Here is a 25,385-nt window from a genome sequence, read left to right on the forward strand (position 1 = left end):
TGGGATTGGCGGATGGGTTAAGACAATGAAAAAATTTGAATTCATTATTGAACATAATATTTATCAGTTACCCATTTTACCGGATTATTACGAATGTATGCTGATATCCTATTAAATGATTTCCTGTTTCTTACGATGTGATCATAATACCTCGGCTGCCATTTGAAATCAGGCTGAATTTTACGTGCCGTCTTGGTCACCCCAATTTTAAATCCGCGAACGATAGATGCTAAATTTCGTGATTGGGGACCAAATTCATTTAATGGTTTTTGCGTTTCTGGCTGTAGAGACGCAAGATTTTGCCTCTCTACAGCATGTTTGGTATTCGTTGTGTTTCTTCCGTCATCTGCCTTGTCAATGATTATGATCCCATGAACATGATTTGGCATGATGACATATTCACCTAATTTCACAAAAGGAAAATGTAATGGTATGTTTTGCCAGCAGGTTTCCGCAATTTTGCCGATTTCTGACAATTTCATTTCCGCATTTTTGTTGAAATCAATTTCCTTATCAGAATTTGAACGTAGAGACGCAAAATCTTGCGTCTCTACGGTATTGGTATGACCATCGGTGTTAAATTCTATGACCTCACCAAAATAGTATTTTCGTTTGTGGGTACAGATGGTAATAAAATAGACCCCATTCCATCCATAATCCCAGGATTTCAATCGTACTGTTTCTGACCTGTATTTCTTATACCCCTTATTTTGCATATCTCTTTATTTGAAACGACCTTTCTTCAAAATAACAGAATCTGATCTATGCGCAATATCATGAGGTTTTTCCTTTTATTACTAATATCCATTCTATTTCTTCAAACCACCTATTCTCAGGAAAGACAACGGGCTCGTGACCTTGGAATCAAACCGGGGATTTTAACGCCGGGTCTGCTGAATGCTATTACGGATTTGGAAGGCGTAAAGGTTGGCCATCGCACAATTATAGAAGGGGAAAATGTCCGTACCGGGGTAACTATGATCTTACCTCATGGTGGAGACTTATTGAAATCCCGGGTACCGGCGGCGGTGTATGTCGGTAATGGTTTCGGAAAGGCTCTTGGATTTACTCAGGTTCAGGAACTCGGAGAACTGGAGACACCGATCGGATTGACCAACACTCTCAGTATCCACACAGTAGCAAATGGGATTACGGATTATGTACTTCGTCAGCCGGGAAATGAAAACGTACGCTCCGTCAATCCTGTGGTTGGGGAAACCAATGACGGCTGGTTGAATGACATCCGTGGGCGACACGTAAACATGGAGCATGTGTTTCAAGCCATCGATAATGCTAAAGGCGGACCGGTTGAAGAAGGAAGTGTTGGTGCCGGAACCGGAACTTCGGCCTTGGGATTCAAAGGCGGGATCGGGACTTCATCCCGAACGCTTCCCAAGAAATATGGCGGTTACACCGTCGGGGTTTTGGTACAATCCAATTTTGGAGGAGTCCTTACTATTGGAGGGGCGCCGGTCGGGGAAGAACTCAGCAACCACTATATGGCAAGTGATGTACCTTATGATGTAGATGGCTTGGTCATGATCATTGTGGCTACCGATGCCCCTCTCCTTTCGCGTAACTTAGAACGGTTGGCAAAACGGGCATTTCTGGGAATTTCCCGGGTAGGCGGATTTGCCAGTAATGGTAGCGGTGATTATGTGATCGCTTTTTCAACAAGTGAAGATGTTCGCATCAACAACGAGAACTCCGGCTCTACCCAAAATTATACCGAGCTGAATAATTCGGCCACCAGCCCTCTTTTTCTGGCTGCGGTCGAAGCCACAGAAGAAGCCATTCTAAATTCCTTATTCATGGCTACTACCATATCCGGTGATCGAGGCCATAAACAACAGGCTCTTCCTGTTGATAAAGTTTTGGATATAATGAACAAATATAGTCTGCTGAAAGAGTAGCTTTTGAAAAGACTAATTAGACAATTATAGTAACCTCCACCAAGTCTCCCACTCTCTCCCACACCATATTTTTGGAGACTTTTTCCCGCACTGGAACAACTGCTTATCAAGTATATCCGTCTTTTAACCTCATATATACAAGATATGTTCGGTTTGCAAAAATCTAACTCAAACCGTTAAATACAACGATTAATCACTTCTTTAACTTTCTTTGGGTAAACTCTTGACACATAGTGGTGCTTTGGGGTACATTATGGGGTGAAGTGGGAGATAGTGGGGACTTCTCTCTTTTCTTCAAAATAGCAATCTAAAATCACCGCAGGGATATCGTGCCAAGTTTTAAAGGACAATACGAGCATAGTATAGATGCCAAAGGGCGTGTTGCATTTCCTGCGAAGTTACGCAAATCTTTGAGTCCCGACGCACAAGAACGCTTCACCGTAGTGCGCGGACAAGAGCCCTGTCTTTATTTATATCCCGAAGACGAGTGGCAAAATGTTGAGAAGAAGCTTTCCCAGATCAACAACTTCACAAAAAAAGGCCGACTGGCCAAAAGAAACTTCCTGCGCTATGCAGAAGATGTATCTCTCGATAAGCAAAACAGAATTGCACTCCCCTCCGACCTTACCGAATATGCAGATATTAACGGCAAAGCCGTTTTTCTGGGAATGGGTGAATATATAGAGGTCTGGGATCCTGCTAAACTTGAAGAAGCAGATGCCGCCCTTGATGACGGTGCATTCGAAGAGATCTTTGAACAAGTGATGGGCGATGAACCGGAAACCGATGTTGATTGATATGACCTCATATATAGAACATATCCCGGTTTTACTACAAGAATCTGTGGAAGCTCTCATCACAGACAAAGAGGGATTCTATGTGGACGGCACCCTTGGCGGCGGCGGACATTCTAAAGAAATTTTAAAACACCTTGGTGAAAACGGACGGCTATACGGCATCGACCAGGATGATGAAGCGCTTGAAGCTGCATCAGCAAATATAGGCGATGACCCCCGTTTTATCCCCATAAAAGGCAATTTTGGCTATCTGACCACTCTTCTACCTCCCCAAACCCACGGTCAGATAGCCGGAATCCTTTTAGATCTTGGCGTTTCAACCCATCAGATAAAAGAACCGGAACGCGGATTTAGCTTTCAGGAAGACGGTCCGCTTGATATGCGCATGGGAAATCTATCCGGCGTATCGGCTTACCAGGTAGTGAATGAGTATGACTATGAAAAGTTGCGCGACATCATCTTCCATTATGGAGAAGAAAAGCAGAGCCGAAAAATTGCTCGTGAAATCATTGAAGCCCGGCCTATTGAAACTACAGGAGAACTTAGAGATGTGGTTTCTTCGGTGGTAAATAAACGTTTTGAAGTGAAATCGCTCGCTCGTGTTTTCCAGGGCATCCGCATTGAAGTGAATCGTGAACTGGAGATGCTGGAAAATGTAATGGAGCATTCGCTGGAGGTTTTGAAACCCGGCGGACGGATAGTAGCGATATCCTATCACTCCCTTGAAGACCGGATCGCAAAAAGATTCTTTAAAGCCGGCAACTTCAAAGGAAAAATAGAAAAAGATTTTTACGGTAACCCGATATCCCCCATCAAGCCTGTAAACAAGCAGGTTATTACCCCCACAAAAGAAGAGGTTTCCGTAAACCCGGCCTCCCGAAGCGCTAAACTTCGGGTCGCTGAAAAAGTTGAAGGAGGCGAATCATGATGGTGCAATCCCCACTTAAGAAGCACGACATCCGCCCTAACCTTCGCAAGATGCCATTGCCTGATCAAAAATCCTCATCAGGAAAACAGGCAAAACATACCGCAAAGTCAGCAGCTAAAGTCGGACTGCCAAAGATAAAGCCCTGGAAGGTGATCCTCGGCAGTGTCATTATTGGCATTTTCGGCCTGTTCTACCTCACTCACGTATTCTCAACCCAGCGTTTACTTGAAGAAGTTCAAACACTGGAGGCGGAGTACAACCGGGCAAGAGCTCAGTATGATGAGCTCAAACTTCGTTACGACCGAATGGTCGGCCCGGCTGAAATATACCGTAAAGCCGAAGAACAAGGCTTCATAAACGGCGGCCCCGCAGATAAAGTCATCATCATAAAGGAGTAGCACGATGGATGAACGCACTGCCATATTAAGCCGAATGTTTATCGTTTTAGGGTTGATATTGCTCATCCCTACAGCGCTGGGGTTTCAGCTTATCCGCATTAACTATTTTGAAGGTGATGAACTCCGTAAGCTATGGAGTCAGCAAGCCATTGATCAGATCCCCATCCCTGCACAGCGTGGCAATATTTATGATGCCAATGGCACGCTACTCGTAACAAATGCAGTAGATTACAAGCTTGCCTTCGACCCTAAAGTACAGGTGAATGGGAAAATCGGAGTCCCACAAGAACAGGTAGCTCAGCTAACAAAAAAGCTCTCTTCATTAACAGGAAGAAATACGGATGAGTATCAGAGAAAAATCAGATCGGCTCCGCCTCATTCAAGATATATTGTGCTTGAGAGAAATCTATCGGTATTGGCCAAAGACGAGATCAACGCATTAAATATTAAAGGAGTCATTCTTGAAGAGAACTATCGTCGAAAATATACTTTTGGGTCTTTAGCAGCACATACCCTTGGTTTCGTAAATCATGAAACCAATGGCCGTATAGGCCTCGAAGCTCATTATAATGACGAATTAAAAGGAGAGGATGGACTCCGCCAGGTACGGCGTGATCCGTTCAATAGAGTTTTTGAGTATGTAGGAGCTCCCAAGAAACTTCCACAAAATGGATATTCGCTGCACACTACCATTGATGCCTATCTACAGGCTATTTTAGAAGACGAATTGAGATCAGGTGTTGAGCAGCATCTTGCCCGTTATGGAACCGGTATCATCATGGATCCCAAAACGGGAGCTATTAAAGCGATGGCGAATTACCCTACTTATGATCCTAATTTCCCGGGCAGTGATGATGAAGAGAACCGTAGGAATTTTGCTATTTCAGATATGATAGAGCCCGGTTCAACTTTTAAACTTGTTACAGCCATTGCTGCTGTTGAGCAAGGCGTTGTTGAGTTTGATGAGGTATTTGAGACCCCGGACAATGGTGAAATTGTGATCCATGACTTAATACTCAGGGATCATGACCCTTTGGGAGATCTGAACTTCCAGGAAGTCATTCAGAAGTCTTCCAACGTAGCTACCGCTGAAATAGCGATGCGGATGAAGAAAGAGACTTTTTATCAATATGCGCGAAATATGGGTTTTGGATCAGAAACCAATGTAGATCTGATCGGGGAAGTTCCCGGCAGGCTAGCAAAACCGTACGAATGGAGTTTGGTTACTCTTCCCTGGATGTCACATGGTTATGAGATACAGACCACCCCTCTTCAAATTGCACAGGCTTATGCTGCTTTCGCCAATAATGGGATGATGATGAGGCCTTATTTAGTAGATCGAATTGAAGATAAGAACGGTGCTGTAGTAAAAAAGCATGAACCTGTTGAGATTCGGCGAATTGCCAAAAAATCTACCTTAGACAAGCTTCTTCCAGTTTTTGAAAGTGTAGTTGCCGATTCTGGTACCGGAGACCTTTCGCAGGTAGATGGTTTAAGAATAGCCGGCAAAACAGGTACGGCCAAAAAAGTAGTAAACGGACGATACACTAATAATTATCGTGGCTCTTTTGTTGGTTTTTTCCCGGTGGAGGATCCTCAATATGTAGTCTTCATTTTATTAGACGAACCCAGAACAAGTGGTTATGGTGGCTATACTGCAGGACCGATCTTTAAGAATATTGCCATGCGTATTGCTGGACTGGATGATGACATTCAGCGGAATATTGGATCAGATGAACTTCCGGCTCCACAACTTGTGAAAGCCCCTTTTGTTAAAGGACTAGAAAGAGATCAAGCTGAATATCTTCTGTCGAGCTTAAATGTGCCTTTCGATATTTCCGGCAAAACCGGTTATGTGATTGATCAAAATCCGGAGGCAGGAAGCCCATTGAACAAAGGGCAGAAAATTTCTCTTACTCTTTCGGAAACTTACGCGGAAGCTGACAGTGCAAGTATAAAAGAAGGATATGCTGAAATTCCCGAATTGAAAGGAATGAATATGAGAAGTGCTATGGCACTTCTATCCGAATTGGAATTGAATTCCGAGATCATCGGGTCAGGAACTGTATTTGCTCAATATCCCAAAGCCGGTGAATTATTACGGAAAGGATATACGGTAACTCTCAGAGGTAAGGCAAAGTCTTTGGAAATTTTAACCCAAGTTAGTGATCGATAATTGACACTCCATAAACTCATAGAAATTTGTAATCCGCTTCACGTCACTAACAAAAATATTGACGCTAAGCTTACTACGTTCGCCATCGATTCCAGGGAAGTACAGAATGGTTCTGTTTTTATCGCCATTAGGGGTACTCAGGTAGATGGCCACATGTTTTTAGAAGATGCCATTAACCGCGGTGCAAGAGTGATCATTTGTGAAGAATCATATTACACCGATGAAGATGTGTGTGTGATAGAAGTGGAAAACACTCAAAAATTAGCCGGACCTATTGCACAGGCTTTTGAAGACAACCCCGGTAAGCAATTGAAAGTAATCGGCATAACCGGTACAAATGGAAAAACAACAACGGCTACACTTGTGTATCAGGTGCTAAATGCTTGTGGTAAAAAAGCTTCATTACTTGGCACTGTAAGCAAAAGAATTTTAGACGAAGAGTTTGACAGCAGTCTCACAACTTCTGATCCCATTGAACTTGCCCGTGACATGAAGAAAATGGTAGATGCCGGTTCAGATTTTCTGGTTATGGAGGTCTCTTCTCACGCGTTACATCAGCACCGCACCTCTGGTTTTGATTTTAAAGTGGGGGCTTTTACAAATTTAAGTCACGATCATCTTGACTACCATGAAACACTGGAGGAATACGCAAAAGCTAAAAAATTGCTCTTCGATAACCTCCCTGAGAGCTCCGTAGCTGTGGTTAACATAGATGATCAGTATGGTCAACAAATGACCGAAGACTGTAAAGCCCAGCAGTTACACCTGAGTTTTAATAATGACACTGCATACATCCTTGAGAATTCAGCCCAGGGAATTACAGTGATCGTAGATGGTGAGAAGATCGAAAGTCCGCTTGTAGGTAAATTCAATGCCTATAATATCGGATTAACCTATTTAATTTGTAAAGCGCTCGGTTTAGAACCTAAAGAGATCATAAAAGCATTTCAAAATGCTAAGGGCGCTAAAGGACGAATGGAACCGGTGACGGTTGAGGTTGCTGACCTTCCTTTGGTGATCGTAGATTATGCTCACACCCCTGATGCCCTTCAAAATGTATTGTCTACCCTTTCGGCAGTCAAAGATGCTTCACAGAAACTGACCGTTGTTTTTGGAGCAGGTGGAGATCGTGATACATCCAAACGACCTGAAATGGCCAAAGTATCAGAAGAGTTTGCTGACAAAATTATCGTAACAAGTGATAATCCACGTACTGAAAACCCAGATCTGATCATAACCGATATATTGGATGGATTTGAGAGTCTGGATTCAGTTAAGAGTATTACAAACCGAAGAGAAGCGATCGAAAGAGCAATATCTGAAGCCTCTGAGAATGAAATTATCCTGATCGCCGGTAAAGGGCATGAAAATTATCAGGAAGTAAATGGAAAGCGCCATCATTTTGATGACCGTGAAATTGCACAGGAATTTCTCACTAAAAAAGCCGGGGATAACTGATGCTGCACGAACTTTTTACCTGGCTTGACACTGTTTATGATGTTCCCGGAACGGGAGCGGTGGCTTTTATTTCTACACGTACGGCCTTGGCCGCTGTCACCTCCCTGCTCATTAGTTTATTCATTGGACGGAAAATGATCCAATGGCTAAGTAAACTTCAGTTAAAAGAGGTTATCAGAGACGATATTGGACTGGATAATCACCTTGCCAAAGGGGAAACACCAACCATGGGAGGAGTGATCATCATTCTCTCGATCATTATACCAACCATCTTATGGGCCCGCCTTGATAGCATCTACAGCTGGTTGATCGTTTTTGTAGTACTGGCACTTGGAATTGTAGGCTTTATCGATGATTACATCAAAGTAGTCAAGAAAGATAAAAGCGGACTGGCTGGTTGGTTCAAGATAGCCGGACAGGTTAGTGTTGGACTGATAGTAGGAGCGGTGCTTTATTCTCATCCCGAATTTGAATCCTTTAATTCCCTTACAACCGTTCCCTTTCTGAAGAATGTAAACCTCGATTATGCCTATTTCGGAGATACTATCGGATGGGTGATCTATTTAGGGGTTGCTGTTTTTGTTGTTACCGCAGTAAGTAACGCAACCAATTTAACCGATGGGCTTGACGGTCTTGCAGCGGGAACTTCCGCTATTTGCGGGATTGTATTTGCTATTTTTGCCTATGTATCCGGTCGGGTTGATTTCTCCGGATTCCTCGACATCATGTATCTGCCCGGAGCCGGCGAACTGACCATCTTCACAGCTTCACTGATCGGAGCCTGCATTGGTTTTCTCTGGTACAACACAAATCCGGCTTCCGTTTTTATGGGTGATACCGGCTCTTTGGCATTAGGAGGAGCATTCGGTGCACTTGGGTTGATGCTCCATAAGGAATTATTACTCCCCTTCATATGCGGGATCTTCTTTTTTGAAACACTTTCAGTGATCATTCAAACCACTTATTTCAAATACACAAAATATAAGTATGGGGAAGGGAAACGTGTCTTTTTGATGACCCCCATCCACCATCACTTTGAAAAGAAAGGCTGGCCAGAACAGAAGATCGTAGTTCGTTTTTGGATTATCACCATTTTACTTGGAATTCTAAGCCTGTTAACGCTGAAGATCCGATGATAGAGATTAATAACAAACATATCGTTGTGATCGGTGCAGCCCGAAGCGGAATTGCAGCTGCTCTTCTCCTTGCCAAAAAGGGAGCAGATGTTTTTGTGTCTGACAATGGAAAGATCTCAGAAACTGCAGAACAGAAATTGACTGAAGCTGGCATTCCTTTTGAGGAAAACGGACATACGAATAAAGCAAGATCTGCGGAATTCGTAGTTGTAAGTCCCGGCGTTCCAACTGAAGCACCTATCATTCAATATTATCTGAATGAAGGCAAACAAGTTTTCTCTGAAATTGAAGTGGCAAGCTGGTTCACTGATCAGAAGATATTTGCGGTCACCGGAAGTAATGGGAAAACAACTGTAGCCAACTGGCTACATCATGTTTGGGAAACGGCCAAACGGGACCATGCCCTTGCCGGTAACATCGGTGTAGCCTTTTCTGATACAGTAGATAGTAATAATGGAGATTTTCTACTGGAAGTAAGCAGCTTCCAGCTCGACCATATCAAAAACTTTAAACCGGCAGTGAGCATGATTCTAAACATCACTCCGGATCATTTAAACCGCTATCAGAACAGCCTTGATGCTTATGCAGCGGCGAAATTCAGAATCACAGAAAATCAGACAGAAGAAGACCGGTTCATCTTTAATTACGATGACCCGATCATTCAAAAACACGTTGAAACGCTAAAAAAAAAGCAAAACGCTCCAAAGTTATGGGCTTTCTCGAATGAGAATGAAGTCCCCGAAGGAGCCTTTGTTCGTAATGAACATATCATCTTCAAATTCAACAACAAGGAAGAATCCCTTATGCCAATAGAAGAAATAGGACTCCGAGGCCGGCACAATTTAAGTAATGGATTGGCCACCGCATTGGCAGCCCGAGCGGCTGAGATCAAAAATGAAACCATCCGGGAAAGCCTGAAATCCTTTACCGGAGTTGAACACCGGCTGGAACTGGCTCGTGAAGTAGATGGAGTAAAATACATCAACGATAGCAAGGCGACGAACGTGAATGCTGTATGGTTTGCCCTGGACAGTTTTAATGTGCCATTGACTCTGATCCTTGGTGGGCGTGATAAAGGAAATGATTACAGCGAGCTTAATACCCAGATCCGCGAGAAGGTTCATACTATCATCGCGATCGGTGAATCTAAAGACCGGATACAACAACAACTCGGGAAAACGGTTCCAAATTTTGTAAGAGTAGAAACTATGGGAGGAGCCGTCAGAGCCGCTCAGAAAGTAGCAAAAAAAGGCGAAGTGGTACTTTTAAGCCCCGCTTGTGCCTCTTTTGATATGTTTGACAGCTACGAACATCGTGGCAAAATTTTCAAAGAAGAAGTAAACAAATTGTGAACAGTAGCAAAGTAATAAAGTTACAGAGTGACAAAGTAGAGTATCTCCGAACTTTGTAACTCTTTCACTCGAACACTTTGTCACTTTAAAAAAATATGATCTATACATCTCCACATAGCAATATTTCCAACATCATCGGCACTTCTGCTGAGGATATCGATACGCGCAAGCAAGGCAGCGATCGGTTCTTATTGATGTCTGTGGTTATCCTGATGACCTTTGGGATGTTGGCGGTGTATTCTTCTATAGCTTTCTTTGCAGAAACAAAGTCTACCACAGCCGGGCAACTGATCGTTGGACATTTGACAAAACTTGGTATTGCTTTCTTTGTGATGCTGATCGTCTCCAAAATAAACTATCACACTATAGCGAAATTCAGCAGGATCGGGATGGTTCTAAGCCTGGTGTTACTTGTTGCAGTATTAGCTTTCGGGACTGAACAGTTTGGTGCAAAACGTTGGTTAAATGTTGCCGGTTTCTCATTCCAGCCATCTATGGTAGCTACGGTTGCACTGATAGTCCATGTTTCAGTATTGCTTAGTGAGAAACAGGAGTACATCAAAGATTTTATGAAATCTTTCATACCTATAATGTTTTGGGTCATTTTAACCTGTGCACTGATAGGCATTGAAGATTTTAGCAGTGCAGGCATTTTACTTGTTGTTTGCCTGGTGCTCATGTTTGTTGGCAGAGTAAGTGTTATACAGCTTGGCTCTTTAGTGGCAATTGGAGTTCTTGGAGGAGCATTATTACTTGGACAATCCGCGAATCGTCAGGACCGGATTGAACAATATATAACTCAGATCAAGGACATTCCGAGCGAACAGATCTTACAAGGGAGTGGATACCAGGCGCAACAGGCACACATTGCAATTGCGAAGGGAGAACTGCTGGGTGTAGGCATCGGTAAGAGTTCACAAAGAGACTTCCTTCCTGCTCCTTATAACGATTTTATTTTTGCGATCATCGCTGAAGAATATGGGTTGATCGGAGCCATGTCCCTCATTTTCATATTTACCCTGATCTTGATACGCGGAATTGTATTTGTGGCACGCAATGCCGAAGACCATCTAGGCTCTTTGTTAGCAGTGGCATGTACTCTTACCATCGTTTTATATGGATTTGTGAATGCCGGAGTTGCCAGTGGCATCCTTCCGGTAACAGGCCTCCCTATGCCTTTTGTTAGCTACGGCGGAACCAGTATGCTTTTTGCCGGACTGATGATCGGCATCCTCCTCAATATCTCGAAACATAACCGGGACCGGAGGACCTTGTTCTATGGATAATCCAAGAATTTTACTCGCAGCAGGCGGCACCGGCGGACATGTTTATCCTGCCATCGCTATTGCTGATGCCTTAAAAGCTGAAAACTCAGACACAGAGATACTCTTTGTAGGAACCAAAGATCATATGGAATGGAAAGCTGTTCCAAAGGCAGGTTATGATATCCGTAATGTCTGGATCAGTGGTTTCCACCGGCGTTTCACCTTAAAGAATGTATTGTTCCCGGTAAAATTGATAACCAGCCTTGTGCAAAGTTTAAAAATTCTGGCAGGGTATAAACCTCATGTCGTTGTTTCCTGTGGAGGATATGTGGCAGGTCCTGTTGGGTGGGTAGCCGGCAAGAAAGGAATTCCTGTCGTAATTCAAGAACAGAACAGCTTCCCCGGCGTGACAAACCGACTGCTCGCGAAGTTCGCTGTCAAGATATTTACGGCTTTCAAAGAGGCCGACCGATATTTGCCAGAAGAAAAAACAAAAGTAACCGGAAATCCAACCCGTGCAACCTTAACCGGAGCCAATAAAGACAAAGCACTCGAATCATTTGGATTCAATGCTGACAAACCGGTACTACTGGTCATGGGTGGAAGCGGCGGAGCAAAAACTATAAATGAGGCTATGAAAGCCAATATTGAGCAGCTTCACGATAAAGCTGAGCTACAGATCATCTGGCAATGTGGGGCTCGATACTATGATGAACTTTCGACCGAGATCGATACAAAGAAGTTAGAAAACCTGCGGTTGTCGGCCTTCCTCGAGAATATGGCGGAAGCATACGCAGCTGCAGACCTTGTCATTAGCCGCGCCGGAGCAAGTTCTTGCTCCGAGTTAATGCTAACAGGAAAACCAAGTGTGCTGGTACCCTCTCCTAATGTGGCAGGAGATCACCAAACACAAAACGCTAAAGCTATGGCTGATGCAGGTGCATCGAAATTGCTGGAGGATAATGCTATGAAAGAGACCATGACGGAATTGGTAGAGCAATTGATCTATGATCAGGAAAACCTGCAGCGTATGAATCAAGCTGCATTGAATTTGGCAAAACCCGAAGCAGCTAAACTAATTGCTAAAGAAATTTTAGAAATCGCAAAATCGAAGTTATAAGACGAAGTGGAAAAACGCATCGAAACACAACCCGTTTTTGGTAAAACCAAGCATATCCATATGGTGGGTATCGGTGGAATTGGTATGAGCGGGATGGCCGAAATATTATTACAGCGTGGTTATAAAGTGACCGGCTCTGACGGTGCTGAAACCGAAACTACGCGCCGATTACAGGAACTGGGAGCTACAGTCCACAAAGGCCATGATGCCAAATATATTGAAGGAGCCGATGTGGTGGTCTACACCAGTGCAGTAAAAGCCCAAGAAAATGTTGAGACTAAAGCAGCCATCGAAAACCGGGTTCCTACCATCAAACGGGCAGAGATGCTGGCTGAACTGATGAAAATGAAATTTGGAATTGGTGTGGCCGGAACGCATGGAAAAACAACGACCACTACGATGGTTGGACATGTAACTCAAGATGGTAATTATGACCCTACAATCATAGTAGGCGGTAAAGTTCATAGTTTTGACAAAACAAATGCCGTGGTTGGAAAAGGAGATCTGATCGTAGTGGAAGCCGATGAGTTTGACCGGACCTTCCTCCGCCTCTCCCCTTCTATTGCCATCATCACGAATATTGAAGCCGAACATCTTGATATCTATAATGACCTCGAAGATGTGAAGCAAGCCTTTATTGATTACGCCAACAAAGTCCCTTTTTACGGAGCGGTAATTGTTTGTCTGGATGATTCAAATGTCAGAAGTATCCTTCCTGATCTAGAGAAAAGAGTGATCACCTACGGTTTAACTCCACAGGCTCAGCTCCGCGCAACAGATATAAGAGCTGATGCTTTCACAAGTACTTTTTCTGTTATCTATGAGGGTGAAAAACTTGGGGTCATCACTTTGAAAGCACCCGGTGACCATAATGTGAAAAATGCGTTGGCCGCTATCGCAACCGGAATTGAACTTGGTATTGATTTCAAACTGATCAAACAAGGGCTGGAGCATTTTGAAGGTGTATTCCGTCGTTTCCAGCTTAAATATGAAAACGGCTGTATGGTGATCGATGATTATGCACATCATCCAACCGAAGTTCAGGCCACACTACAGGCTGCCCGAAAAGGATGGCCCGATCGCAGAGTGGTAGCCGTATTCCAGCCACATTTGTATTCCAGAACTCAGGACCTGTATAAGGAATTTGGACTTTCCTTCTTTGATGCGGAGATGTTGATCTGTACCGATGTCTATCCGTCTCGTGAAAAACCTATTGAAGGTGTGACCGGAAAATTGATAGCAGATACTGCTGTACAGTACGGGCATAAGAATGTGGTGTATGTGGAAGACAAAGAGAAGGTCACCAAAACACTGAAAGAACTTAGCCGCCAGGGCGACATCATCATTACAATGGGCGCCGGAGATATCTACCGTTTTGGCGAAGACTTTATTGAAGCTTTGAAATCAGGAAAATTCAAACCGAAAACCGATTAATTGAGTAAAAAGGAATCAAATAAAAGCCTTTTACCCTGGATGACTGCCATCTTGATGGTCACCGGCATTGCTGTGCTTGCAGCCATGTACTGGAATCGGAATGTTACAGTTCAGAATGTAAAAGTGAATGATCTTGAGTTTACCCAACACGAAGACATCAGGAATGCGGCTGCCATTCCATTAGGAATAAAACCGGATAGTCTTGATCTCAATGAAGTAGTTCAACGTGTTGAGCAATTGGATTATGTGCGGTCGGTAGTTCCTTACATCGAACCCAATGGAAACCTTAGGCTCAATGTATCGGAACGGGAACCCATTGCGCTATTGATTAATGGAGGAGGGCGAATGTACGTGGATGCTGAAGGTGTAAGACTTCCCATTCTGGAAGGCAAAACACAAGACGTTCCTCTTTTATACGGATATAGCACTTCAGCTGCAGATACTATTAAAAGTGAGTCTTTTTTACAGGTACGGGATTTTTTGATGAAAGCGAAGATCGATGGCTTTGGATGGGCAACCATCAGTGAAGTAGCCTTCGACGAGACCGATGGTGTGGTAGCAGTCAGTCATGAGAATGGTGTGAAGCTGCTTTTTGGACGAAACAATTTTGAACATAAACTCGAGAACTGGAAAGCATTCTATGCCCAGATCGTTAAAACCAAAGGAATTCAATCGATGCAACAGGTCGATCTCAGGTTTTCAAACCAGGTGGTTACCCGTGAAATTTGATTTCAGCAACATATCGTTTGGTCAAAAACACGATACGGTTGGAAATTCTACCCGTAGTCCCATGTCTAAGGACATTGCATGTGGTGACACTCCTGAACATGTGGAACAAAATGGTGCTGAAAAATATGTGGATGCATTTTTGAGTTCATCACCAAAAGAATCCCAAAAGCGGGATTCCATAAACGATTTTTACTCTGATCTGGCATCGCCATCAACAAAAAGAACCTTAGCAATCAACAAAAACACAGCGGATCGTCATGGAAGAACATGAAAACATAATGGTAGGTCTTGATATAGGGACCACCAAAATTTGCGCAATCGTAGCCTCAATCGATGAACAGGAACGTATTCACATCCTCGGGGTGGGTAAAGCTCACAGTGACGGGCTGAACCGTGGAGTTGTGGTCAACATTGACAAAACCGTAAATGCCATCAAAGATGCCATTGCCCAGGCAGAACTGGCTTCCGGCATCCAGGTGAACTCGGTGAATGTAGGTATAGCCGGTGACCATATTCGCAGTATGCGAAGCAAAGGTGTAATCACCATCAATAACAAAGACAACGAAATTACAGCTAAAGATGTGGAGCGCCTGCTCGAAGATTGCCAGCGCATTATGCTCCCTACCGACCAGCAGATCCTCCACGTAATTCCACAAGAATTTGTGGTTGACGGACAAGATGGAATAAGCGATCCGGTTGGAATGAGTGGGATGCGTATGGAAGCGGAGGTCCACATTATTACCGGGCTTGTTTCCGCAGCTAAGAACATGTACCGCTGTGTGGAACGTGCCGGATATCAGGTAGCTGACCTTATCCTTGAGCCGCTTGCCTCCTCCTATTCCGTATTGGATGAAGAGGAAAAAGAGGCCGGAGTGGTTTTGGTTGATATCGGGGGCGGTACCACTGACCTCGCCATCTTCCAGGATAACACTATCAGACATACGGCTGTAGTTGCAATAGCCGGACAAAAAGTGACCGACGATATTCGTCTGGGACTCAGCGTTCTGGATGATCAAGCCGAAACCCTAAAGCGTAAGCACGGTGAAAGTTATGCTGACCTTATCGAAGAAGATGAAGTAATCACAGTCCCCGGTATCGCAGGCAGGCCTCCCAAAGAAATTACAAAAAGCATCCTGGCTAAGATCGTTCAGGCCCGGATGGAAGAGATCCTCGAGATAGTGGGTATTGAGATCAAACGCAGTGGATATGCTGATTCAATGAGCGCAGGAGTGGTTATAACCGGCGGAGGTTCATTGATCAAGAACATTTGTCCACTCGCAAACGAAATTTTAGGACTGGATGCCAAAGTGGGAATTCCATTGGGCATTACAGGCGGACTGAAAGAAGAAGTAAACAGCCCAATCTACGCTACAGGCGTTGGTTTGGTAATGCATGCTCTTCGCTCAGGGACATCAAACAATCAAACGATGATGCCATCATCATCTCAGGGAACCAACGTTGAGCAGGTGATGCAGAAGATCACCGAGCGTATGAAGAGTTGGTTCAAAGAACTTTAAGATATGAATATCAATGAAATAGGATATAGGGAAAAGCATCCTTCAAGCGTCTGTAATACCCTGAAGCGTTGCGCTTTCGAATTCAACATAGTAAACGCTTCGAGGACCTCACGGACGCTCGAAGGTTTACTTGATCCGGTTTCAAAGAACTTTAAAAGTAAAATCAGCAATCAACAAAACAACGGAATGAAACCGTCTGACGGTGGAATTCCAAAAGCAATCATCTACAACCATAACAATCCAGTAAAACAACAACTCAAATAGGAGTTAAAAATGGCTAACAATTCACGTTTCTTTTTCGACGAACAGAGCCAGGAAAACGCTAAGATCAAAGTGATCGGCGTAGGCGGCGGTGGCGGTAACGCCATAAACAATATGATAAACATGGGCCTCGAAAGTGTGGAGTATATCGCGCTTAATACCGATGCCCAGGCACTCAAGAACAGCATGGCAGATATCAAGATCCAGGTAGGCTCAGCCCTTACCAACGGACTTGGCGCCGGAGCGCGTCCCGAGATCGGGCGTGAAGCGGTAGAGGAAAACCGTCATGAAATTGAAGAATCCATTGAAAATGCCGATATGGTATTTGTAACGGCAGGAATGGGCGGTGGAACCGGAACCGGGGGAGCTCCAGTGGTAGCCGGAATCGCCAAGCGCCGGGGAATCTTAACTGTGGGTATCATCACTACCCCATTTGAATGTGAGGGCAAGGTCCGTAAGAAGTATGCTCTTGAAGGAATCACTGAACTCAAGAAAAACTGTGATACGGTAATAGTGATCCCTAACGAGCGACTCCTCGACATTGCTGATGAGAACACTTCCCTGATGGAAGCCTTCGCAATGGCTAACGAAGTACTTTACAATGCTACGCGCGGTATCAGTGACCTGATCCTCATGCCCGGACTCATCAACCTTGACTTTGCTGATGTTCGAACAACTATGAGCGACGGTGGCGCTGCCATTATGGGATCGGCCACAGCTGAAGGTCCGGACAGAGCTGAGAAAGCAGCACGGGCTGCTATCAACTCCCCGCTTTTAGATGGAGTAAGCATTCGCGGTGCCCGTAACGTACTGGTAAATATCTCAGCGGGTTCCAACCTCGGAATGCGTGAGACCACAACCGCTACCAATATCATCCATGAAGAGGCCGGTGAAAATGCCGAGATCATATTGGGTACGGTATTGGATGAGAACTTCGGAGATGAGATCCGCGTAACGGTGATCTCAACAGGATTCGACCTTGCAGAAGACCGTTCAACAGCTAAGGTTGCCGGAAATAAAGAGCCATCATTGAATAAGGCTGCTCAAAATGCTCAGGCACATATTCAAAGCCAAAGATCAAAAAAGGAATCCGATGTACCTGACCGATTCCCACGTGGAACCGGAGATTACTACAAAGGTGAAAATAACCTCAAAAAACTGGACACTCCTTCCTATCTCCGTCGCGACCTGAATGTTCGCAAGCAGGAAGAGAATATCGAAGTGCCCGATGAGGAAGAACAACAAGGCGAAGCTCAGGATAACATCGCCCCATTTCAAAGTCGCACCGAGCGCATCCGAAAGGACGATACTGAGCAACCGGCATTTCTCCGAAAAATTATGGACTGAGTTTTGCCGCTGACATCGGTTCTCTCCCGGTACCATGGGAATGGTATCTCTGAGAGCCACTGATTTTACTGGATTATAGCTTCATCAAAGCTATAGATTGCTAACAACAGAAGAAGCCCTTTGATCGGGGCTTCTTCTTTTTTTTATGTTTTTTGATGGCTTCAGTTTTAATTGATACTGATAGTGCATCTACAAAATCCCCCATATAAGTCGGGTTGCCATAGCCACGGCCAGAATTGCAAAGCCCCATTGCAAATATTTTCTTTTGATTTTTTGATTAAGGAAAGCTCCGCCAAAACCACCGATCAATCCGCCAATAGCAAGAGGAAAAGCGGCTCCAAAATCAACATATCCCATTGAGAATTCGGTGACTCCTGAAACAGCTCCCGGCTCAAGAGCAAGCTGAAGCCAGCCGGAAGTTACCATCAGGATCATAGCCAAATGGGAAACACTGACCGCTTTCTTAAATGGCTGATGGTAGAACAAATTCATGATCGGCACCATAATTCCTCCCCCTCCAACTCCCGCAAGTGCAGCTACAAATCCACCACACCCACCGGCTACAAAGGATTGCTTAGTGGTAAGCAGTTCAAACTCCCTGTCATATTCATCTTTTTTATCTTTACCTCTGCCAAACATCATATATGCCACATAAAGCAGCATGATAGAGAAAAAGATCACGAATTCGGTTCGACTGTAGTATGGTGATGTGATCACTAATTTTCCCAAATACACTCCAAGAACGCCCATCAGACCGAGTTTAAGTCCTTCACTCCAAAACATATTATCCTGTATATATTGCCGGACAATACTTCCCGATGCAGCAATGAACGTACAAAATAATCCTGAAGCTACCGTCCAAAGTACAGGGTTTTCAACCCCGGCTCCCTCAAATAAAAAGAAAAGGACCGGTGTGAAAATTATTCCACCCCCTATACCAAGCAATCCGGCAAGTATTCCCGCTATCAATCCAACCAACAACAAAAGTAACAGCTCAACCAACAGTGATCTCCCCTTTCAGATATGTGATCGCAAATCCTGATATCTCCACTCGATCTCCCTTCATTTCGCATATTAAATCACCGCCTCTTTTTGAGATCTGGCGGGCATTTAACCTGTCTTTGCTCAGTTTCTTGCTCCAATATGGCGTGCTTTTGGTGTGAGCTGAACCCGTAACCGGATCTTCATCCACTCCCGATTGCGGAGCAAAGAACCGGGAAACAAAATCAACCTCATCACCGGGTGCAGTTACTATGATACCTCGGGCTTCTACTTCGCTTAACATTTTAATGTCAGGATTCAGTGCTGCCACTTCCTCTTCTGAATTCAGCACTACCATATAGTCGTCAGACTTATAGACTTCGGGTGTTTTCGGAATTCCCAGAGCCTGAAACATCACATCGGGCGCCTCGACTTTTTCCATATGGTCTGCGGGGAAATTCATCAAAAGCCGATTCCCACTTTTACCTACATTGAGCAACCCGCTACGTGTCTTGAACACGAGTTCATCTTCCGGATAGCCAAGTTCCTCAAACAAAACATGGGCCGTGGCAAGTGTGGCATGTCCACACAGATCAACTTCCACCGTGGGAGTAAACCATCGCAATCGATAACTCTCGCCTTCTTTCACAAAAAATGCGGTTTCTGAGAGATTGTTTTCGGCTGCGATATTCTGCATTTGTTCATCTGACAGCCATTCGTCTAAAGGAACGACTGCAGCAGGATTTCCCGCAAATAATTCAGATGTAAACGCATCAACTTGGTATATAGGTAAACTCATGATGTATTAATTTCAGGTTCGAAATTTAAAACCTACTCTTAAGTTTTCATTTTGAATTACTTGGCAATGTAGGGGCATTTATTAATTAATTAAACCCTTAAGTACTGCCCCCGTTCCATAGATTTTAATTCGCATATTCACTCACTACTCCCTTATCTTTGCGGCGATCTAACTACTATTCAATAACTATTACCTATGAGATATCTATTTACATTATTATTCCTTTTTCTGATAGTTGAAACTCCAAAAGCCCAGATAGAAGCCGAACTCGACTCTATTGATGTTACCGCATCAAGAATATCTACTTCTATTTCTGAAAGCGGGAAGAATGTATCTGTGATAACGGCAGAACAGATCGGTGAAATGCCGGTGCAATCAGTGGACGATCTTTTGCGTAGTCTTCCCGGCATCAATATAAACGGACGTGCAGGATTTGGTGTACAAGCCGATGTGGGAGTTCGCGGCAGTACCTTTTCTCAAGTAATGTTTCTTCTGGATAATACTCCTCTAAATGACCCGCTTACCGCTCACTTTAATACCAATATTCCGGTTGCGCTTTCTGAGATCGCTCAGATCGAATTGATCCGCGGACCGGCAAGTACTTCGTTCGGGGCAGATGCCGTTGGAGGTGTGGTTCACATCAAAACAAAAGCATACATGATGAAAGAGATCGAAGCGGATGACAACCTTCAAACCCGTACAAATCTCGATATTTCAGCAGGGGAAAATAACCTTCGTATCATTGACGCCACTGCAGGGGTTGCAAAAAAAAATGTTCGTTTCAGTACTTCTTTTCGAACGGCTTCCTCTGATGGAGAGCAGCTCACCAATCCCGGTTTTGAAGAAGGTGTGTCTTCTGAAGAAAACTACAATACCTATTTCGACATGATGAATCTCTCTGCAGCTTTGTCTGTAAATTTAGGCGAAAACTGGAATTGGTATGTCCGTTCTGGGCTTGAAAATCGTGACTTTAATGCTCGCTACTTTTATACCAGAAGTATTGTGGATGAGTCCATAGAGGAAATTGAAAGTCGGTGGGCACTTTCTGCTCTGACATATGAGAATAATAATCACCGTTCCGAGATCAATTTCTCTTACCGGGATGTAGAAGATGTCTTTGACTTTCTACCGGGTACCATTCCGGCAAACGTCCATCAAACAGGTTCTCTATTTTTAAATGGTTCTCACCAATATGAGCTGAATTCCGATCAACTGACCTCAGTCTCCGGATCATTGAACTACATGCGTTTTATGATCGGCGGACAACTACTCAATAAACAGATCGAAAGTACTGACCGGGGAGATCATGAAAATACTTCATGGGGAATCTATGGGATCCATACCATGAACTATGATTTTGGACTTAGCATGACAACCAGTCTTCGCCTTCAGTTTAACCCGATCAGCGACCTTACCTTTTTACCACAGATAAGTGCTGCGTATGATCTTGGAACTGTAAACCTCAGAACCTCAATTGGGCGAGCTATTCGTGAAGGTGATTTCACCGAACGATATATTTCCTCTGAAATTCCAAACCTAACACCCGGTCGAAATATTGGAAATCCTGATCTTCTTCCTGAAGAATCCACCACTTTTGACTTCGGTCTTGACTGGACACCGGCTAACAACCTTAGATTCTCACCCACTTTCTTCTACCGCAGTTCATCTAATTTGATCGACTACGCAGTTACGAATTCCAATAACATCAATAATGCCGATAATCTTCAACCTAATGAAGAGTATTTTTATGCCTCTAACATTTCAGAATCAGAGGCGATCGGAATTGAGTTCATATCATCCTTTACTTCTGAACTGGGTACAAACGCTAGCTTACGAACAGAACCTGGATATACGTACATCAGAACCACAAGTGATCAAAATACGGTTTCCAGATATATCGCCAACCACCCATCACATCAGGTAAGTTTTGATCTTTCCCTGATCGTTGGGAATCTTTCCATACAATCACAATCCATGTATAATGTCCGTTCGGAAGAAGCAGCGGTCTTGATCAATGCCGAAGTGCCTGACCAATATTTCCTGACGAACTTAAAGGTAGGATTTAAACCTTTCGGCAATAACTTCCAGCTCTACACTCAGATCCTGAATGTTACAGACACACAATATCAGGAAATTCTTGGAGCCCCGATGCCAGGAAGATGGATACTTGGCGGAGTTAAATATGGCCTTTAAAAGTCTTTAAGAACTGATTAAACGCATTAATATGCAGGCGCATATTAATGCGTTATTTATTTTCAGCAAGTTAACTCGCATCAGTTATCATTATTCACGCTCGCTGAGTCGTTCCAACGCAGAGCGTGTGGAACGAGGATGAAGAGTAACTGAAACCATCCCAGACTCGCTCCTACGCTCTGCGTTGGAGCGGACTCTCTACTATAAAAGAAAAATTCTACTGTAAGGAATTGCTTTCCCATCGCTCTAACTATCAAAAACATGGGAAGAAGCAGATACAAAATACTGGACGAGAGATATCCTTACTTTATAACAACAACAGTGATAAATAGATATCCGGTATTTGAGCAAGTAGAATTTGCTCAAATAATTACTGACGGTCTAAACTTTTTAGTTGATGAAAGAGATATTGATATATACGCCTACGTGATCATGCCTGATCATATCCATATTATTGCAAAAGGAAAAAACTTGGGAAAACATGTCTCGAGCTTTAAATCCTATTCTGCACGCAGAATTATTGATTCTCTGGAAAGAAATAAAATGCGCTATTTTCTAAACGCATTTAAAGAAGCTAAACGAAAATTCAAAAAAGATCAGACTCATCAATTTTGGGCAGAAGGATACCATCCTAAGCAAATATTTAATACTGATGTGATGAAACAAAAGATAGGATATATACACTATAATCCTGTTAAAGCCGGATTAGCCGCTCATCCCAAAACTTGGAAAAATTCATCATTTGGTAATTATAACGGAAAAACTTCGGGTTCAGTCAAGATAAATTTATTTAACAGATAGCTTTCGTTCTAACGCAGAGCGAGTGGAAAGAGGTATCTTTACATAGGCTGAGAGTTTGGGAACGAGGGTGAGTTTTTATAAAGGCTGAGTGGATTTGAGAGCGAAGCTTAAGAGTAACAGGCATAAACACGACTCGCTGCAACGCTCTGAGTTGGAGCAGATAATTGCTGTCTTCTCAAGCTTGGGAACGAGCACTTCTACCTTTATCTTTAAGAGTTTGAGAATCATCCCAACATCCTTCAATGAAGATCTACCCCAATTCCCTTTTAGATAAACTCGGGTTTGAACAAATTCGCCGGGCTGCACTGGAACTTACACAATCAGTGCGATCGGAGGAGTTGCTTGAAACACTTAGGCCATCCTCCGGTAAAGAGCGGGTAGAACTCCTGACTCAACAGACGGCTGAAATGTTGGAGATCATTTCTGATCCTGATCCGTTCCCACTGAGAGAATTCCCTGAAGTCCGGGATTACCTATCCACTTCAAAAGCCGAAGGCAGTCTTATTCCCCTTCCCGCTTTTGTAGATATCCTGAAGATCTGCTCTGCCTCACGACAAGTAAAGAGATTCCTGAAAGCCCGTGGAGATACTTATCCCCGTCTTTTAAAAGTTTCTGAGGGACTCATCCCCATGAAGGAACTCGAAAACAGCATCAAGGAAAAAGTGACTGAGCATGGGGAGTTACGCGATGATGCCAGTCCGGAACTGCAATCCATTCGCCGAAAGCTTAACAAGCGTAAAAGTGATCTTCGGGGAACCATCAATCGTGCGATGAGCAAGGCCTCCAAAGACGGCATGTCTTCCGATGAAGGTGCCACCATCCGTAATGGACGAATGGTGATCCCGATCCAGGCTGAGTTTAAACGGAAAGTTCAGGGATTTGTACATGATGTTTCGGCCAGCGGACAAACGGTGTACATCGAGCCGGTGGAAGCACTGAACATGAATAATGAGATCCGGCAATTTGAGGCCGAAGAACAGCGTGAGATAGAGCGAATCCTAAAAGAGCTGACCAAACATGTTCGCCAAAACGCTGAGTACATCGACCAGAACACCTTATGTCTTGCAGAAATTGATGTGATCGCCGCCAAAGCGAAGCTCACTCAGAAACTGGACGGACTCATCCCTATCATTGCGAAGAAAAATTATCTGAGTATAAAGGAAGCCTACAATCCCATTCTTCGGCTCAAAAATCTGAGTATCCGAAAAGAGGAAGATCGAGAGAAGATCATTCCGTTATTCATGAAGCTGGAAGAAGACGAAAGATGCCTGATGATAACCGGACCGAATGCCGGAGGTAAATCGGTAGCTATGAAAACCGTGGGATTGTTGTCTCTGATGATGCAGTCTGGTTTTGGCGTTCCTGCCGACCCAACTTCCGAGCTTCCTATTTTCTCGGGGATTTATGTAGATATGGGAGATGACCAATCGATTGAAGATGATTTGAGTACCTTCTCTTCTCGCTTACAATGGATGCGGGAAACGGTAAAACTATTTGAACCGGGCAGTCTGGTTTTGATCGATGAGGCCGCCGCCGGAACTGACCCTGGGGAAGGAGGCGCATTATTTCAGTCGTTCATCGAGCGGATGCTGGAACAGGATTGCAAGGTAATCGTAACTACTCACCATGGGTCTCTGAAAGTATTCGCTCACGAGCATGAGATGGCCGTAAATGGCTCCATGGAATTCGACCAGTCTTCCCTCTCACCCACCTATAAATTCAAAAAAGGAATTCCCGGAAGCAGTTACGCTTTTGAAATTGCCCAGCGCATGAATCTGAATGAGGATGTTCTGAAGCGAGCCCGGGTATTGCTTGGTGAAGCCAAGAACAAGATGGAATCACTGATCACCGAACTGGAGACGAAATCACAGCAGGCCGCTGAACTGAAAGAAAAATATACTTCTCTTCAGGCCAAGGCAGAATCTGAGCGGAAGAAGTTTGAGAATAAGATCCAGGCCATTGAAAAGGATAAGGAAAAGATCCGTGAGAAGGCGCTGAAGGAAGCAAAGTCGATCATGGATTCAGCGAATCAGCGGGTGGAGCGGGCCGTGCAACAGATCGTGGAGCAGAACAAGGCCGATAAAGATGAGATCAAGGAGATCCGCAAAGAAGTTGATCAGGAGAAAAAAGATATTGACCGTTCGCTTCAGGAAATTGAGGATAAGAAAGAAGATCGTGAACAGGTAACCGACGATCCTCCTAAAAAAGGAGATCACGTTCGATTTAAGGATGGCAACACAACCGGAGAATTAGTTGAGATCAATGGTAAAAATGCAGTTGTGCAAGCCGGTGGACTTAGGCTAAAAACCAAGTACAAGAATTTGGTGAAGGTTGAAAAGAAGAAGGATAAAAAGACTAAAGCCCGTTCATCCATTATGGTTGGGGATAATAGCCTGACCACAGAAATGGTAAAGCCTTCCATCGAAGTTCGGGGAATGAGAACCGAAGATGCCCTGCATGAAGTCACCCAGTACATCGACCGTGCCGTCTTCAGGAATATGAATCAGGTGGAGATCATTCACGGGAAAGGTGATGGGATCTTGCGAAGTCAGATCCAATCGTATCTCAATACCCGTAAAGATGTGAAAAGTGTTGAGACCGCTCCTATTGAAAGAGGTGGAGCGGGTTGTACGATTGTGAAACTGAAGTGAGAAATTGGAAATTTTGAATTTACTACTCGCATGGAACCGGAGGTTCCGGCAGGCATTCCGAACGAGACGTTCGGAACGAGATAGAATCTATAAAACAAAAATGGGCTGAAGCTCTCACCCCAACCCATT

Annotated in this window: 21 protein-coding genes; 18 read left to right on the top strand and 3 right to left on the bottom strand. The window is 44.0% G+C overall.

Annotation, left to right across the window (positions count from 1 at the left end):
• Positions 1-44 precede the first annotated feature (44 nt).
• The gene (locus ACFSVN_RS10540; protein WP_390302164.1) at positions 45-716 is read right to left on the bottom strand and encodes a transposase; all 672 of its coding nucleotides are present in this window, start codon (positions 714-716) and stop codon (positions 45-47) included.
• Between the two features lie 48 nt (positions 717-764).
• Between ACFSVN_RS10540 and ACFSVN_RS10545 the strand changes: the two genes are divergently transcribed.
• The 15 genes from ACFSVN_RS10545 (at position 765) to ftsZ (ending at position 17,831) form a co-directional block, all read left to right on the top strand.
• The gene (locus tag ACFSVN_RS10545; RefSeq protein WP_390302166.1) at positions 765-1,913 is read left to right on the top strand and encodes a DmpA family aminopeptidase; all 1,149 of its coding nucleotides are present in this window, start codon (positions 765-767) and stop codon (positions 1,911-1,913) included.
• Between the two features lie 329 nt (positions 1,914-2,242).
• Positions 2,243-2,710 carry a division/cell wall cluster transcriptional repressor MraZ gene (mraZ, locus tag ACFSVN_RS10550; RefSeq protein WP_390302169.1) on the top strand — a complete coding sequence of 156 codons (468 nt, stop codon included), beginning with the start codon at positions 2,243-2,245 and terminating at the stop codon, positions 2,708-2,710.
• A 1-nt stretch (position 2,711) separates the two neighbouring features.
• On the top strand, positions 2,712-3,638 hold the full coding sequence (gene rsmH / locus ACFSVN_RS10555) for a 16S rRNA (cytosine(1402)-N(4))-methyltransferase RsmH (protein WP_390302172.1): 927 nt from the start codon (positions 2,712-2,714) through the stop codon (positions 3,636-3,638).
• On the top strand, positions 3,635-4,036 hold the full coding sequence (locus ACFSVN_RS10560) for a hypothetical protein (protein ID WP_390302175.1): 402 nt from the start codon (positions 3,635-3,637) through the stop codon (positions 4,034-4,036). Before rsmH ends, ACFSVN_RS10560 begins: the two co-directional genes overlap by 4 nt.
• A gap of 4 nt (positions 4,037-4,040) precedes the next feature.
• Entirely contained in the window at positions 4,041-6,212 is a 2,172-nt protein-coding gene (locus tag ACFSVN_RS10565; protein ID WP_390302178.1) for a penicillin-binding transpeptidase domain-containing protein, read from the top strand.
• Positions 6,213-7,670: a UDP-N-acetylmuramoyl-L-alanyl-D-glutamate--2,6-diaminopimelate ligase gene (locus ACFSVN_RS10570; protein WP_390302181.1), complete on the top strand. Its 1,458-nt coding sequence runs from the start codon at positions 6,213-6,215 to the stop codon at positions 7,668-7,670.
• The gene (mraY, locus tag ACFSVN_RS10575; RefSeq protein WP_390302184.1) at positions 7,670-8,806 is read left to right on the top strand and encodes a phospho-N-acetylmuramoyl-pentapeptide-transferase; all 1,137 of its coding nucleotides are present in this window, start codon (positions 7,670-7,672) and stop codon (positions 8,804-8,806) included. Before ACFSVN_RS10570 ends, mraY begins: the two co-directional genes overlap by 1 nt.
• Positions 8,803-10,158 carry a UDP-N-acetylmuramoyl-L-alanine--D-glutamate ligase gene (murD, locus tag ACFSVN_RS10580; RefSeq protein WP_390302187.1) on the top strand — a complete coding sequence of 452 codons (1,356 nt, stop codon included), beginning with the start codon at positions 8,803-8,805 and terminating at the stop codon, positions 10,156-10,158. The genes mraY and murD overlap by 4 nt, the downstream gene beginning before the upstream one ends.
• A gap of 95 nt (positions 10,159-10,253) precedes the next feature.
• Positions 10,254-11,444, top strand: a complete 1,191-nt coding sequence (locus ACFSVN_RS10585) for an FtsW/RodA/SpoVE family cell cycle protein (RefSeq protein WP_390302190.1) — start codon at positions 10,254-10,256, stop codon at positions 11,442-11,444.
• Positions 11,437-12,543 carry an undecaprenyldiphospho-muramoylpentapeptide beta-N-acetylglucosaminyltransferase gene (gene murG, locus ACFSVN_RS10590; protein WP_390302193.1) on the top strand — a complete coding sequence of 369 codons (1,107 nt, stop codon included), beginning with the start codon at positions 11,437-11,439 and terminating at the stop codon, positions 12,541-12,543. Before ACFSVN_RS10585 ends, murG begins: the two co-directional genes overlap by 8 nt.
• A gap of 60 nt (positions 12,544-12,603) precedes the next feature.
• A complete protein-coding gene (gene murC, locus ACFSVN_RS10595; RefSeq protein ID WP_390302348.1) occupies positions 12,604-13,977 on the top strand; it encodes a UDP-N-acetylmuramate--L-alanine ligase in 1,374 nt (457 codons plus the stop codon).
• A complete protein-coding gene (locus ACFSVN_RS10600; protein WP_390302197.1) occupies positions 13,978-14,706 on the top strand; it encodes a cell division protein FtsQ/DivIB in 729 nt (242 codons plus the stop codon). It abuts the gene before it with no gap.
• Between the two features lie 61 nt (positions 14,707-14,767).
• Complete coding sequence (locus tag ACFSVN_RS10605; RefSeq protein ID WP_390302199.1) at positions 14,768-14,977, top strand: hypothetical protein; 210 nt, start codon at positions 14,768-14,770, stop codon at positions 14,975-14,977.
• Positions 14,964-16,223: a cell division protein FtsA gene (gene ftsA / locus ACFSVN_RS10610; protein WP_390302202.1), complete on the top strand. Its 1,260-nt coding sequence runs from the start codon at positions 14,964-14,966 to the stop codon at positions 16,221-16,223. The genes ACFSVN_RS10605 and ftsA overlap by 14 nt, the downstream gene beginning before the upstream one ends.
• A gap of 273 nt (positions 16,224-16,496) precedes the next feature.
• Positions 16,497-17,831, top strand: coding sequence for a cell division protein FtsZ (ftsZ, locus tag ACFSVN_RS10615; protein WP_390302205.1), 1,335 nt, complete (start codon positions 16,497-16,499; stop codon positions 17,829-17,831).
• 189 nt (positions 17,832-18,020) lie between these two features.
• Here the strand turns inward: ftsZ and ACFSVN_RS10620 are convergent, their stop codons facing one another.
• Positions 18,021-18,833 carry a sulfite exporter TauE/SafE family protein gene (locus ACFSVN_RS10620; protein ID WP_390302208.1) on the bottom strand — a complete coding sequence of 271 codons (813 nt, stop codon included), beginning with the start codon at positions 18,831-18,833 and terminating at the stop codon, positions 18,021-18,023.
• The gene (locus tag ACFSVN_RS10625; protein WP_390302211.1) at positions 18,826-19,611 is read right to left on the bottom strand and encodes a PhzF family phenazine biosynthesis protein; all 786 of its coding nucleotides are present in this window, start codon (positions 19,609-19,611) and stop codon (positions 18,826-18,828) included. The genes ACFSVN_RS10620 and ACFSVN_RS10625 overlap by 8 nt, the downstream gene beginning before the upstream one ends.
• A gap of 195 nt (positions 19,612-19,806) precedes the next feature.
• On the opposite strand from ACFSVN_RS10625, the gene ACFSVN_RS10630 reads away from it, so the two are divergent.
• The 3 genes from ACFSVN_RS10630 (at position 19,807) to ACFSVN_RS10640 (ending at position 25,256) form a co-directional block, all read left to right on the top strand.
• Positions 19,807-21,804, top strand: a complete 1,998-nt coding sequence (locus tag ACFSVN_RS10630; protein ID WP_390302214.1) for a TonB-dependent receptor plug domain-containing protein — start codon at positions 19,807-19,809, stop codon at positions 21,802-21,804.
• 261 nt (positions 21,805-22,065) lie between these two features.
• Complete coding sequence (locus ACFSVN_RS10635) at positions 22,066-22,605, top strand: REP-associated tyrosine transposase (protein ID WP_390302217.1); 540 nt, start codon at positions 22,066-22,068, stop codon at positions 22,603-22,605.
• A gap of 242 nt (positions 22,606-22,847) precedes the next feature.
• A complete protein-coding gene (locus ACFSVN_RS10640) occupies positions 22,848-25,256 on the top strand; it encodes an endonuclease MutS2 (RefSeq protein ID WP_390302220.1) in 2,409 nt (802 codons plus the stop codon).
• The last annotated feature ends 129 nt before the right edge of the window (positions 25,257-25,385 follow it).

Source organism: Gracilimonas halophila (assembly GCF_042684365.1).
Classification (GTDB): domain Bacteria; phylum Bacteroidota; class Rhodothermia; order Balneolales; family Balneolaceae; genus Gracilimonas; species Gracilimonas halophila.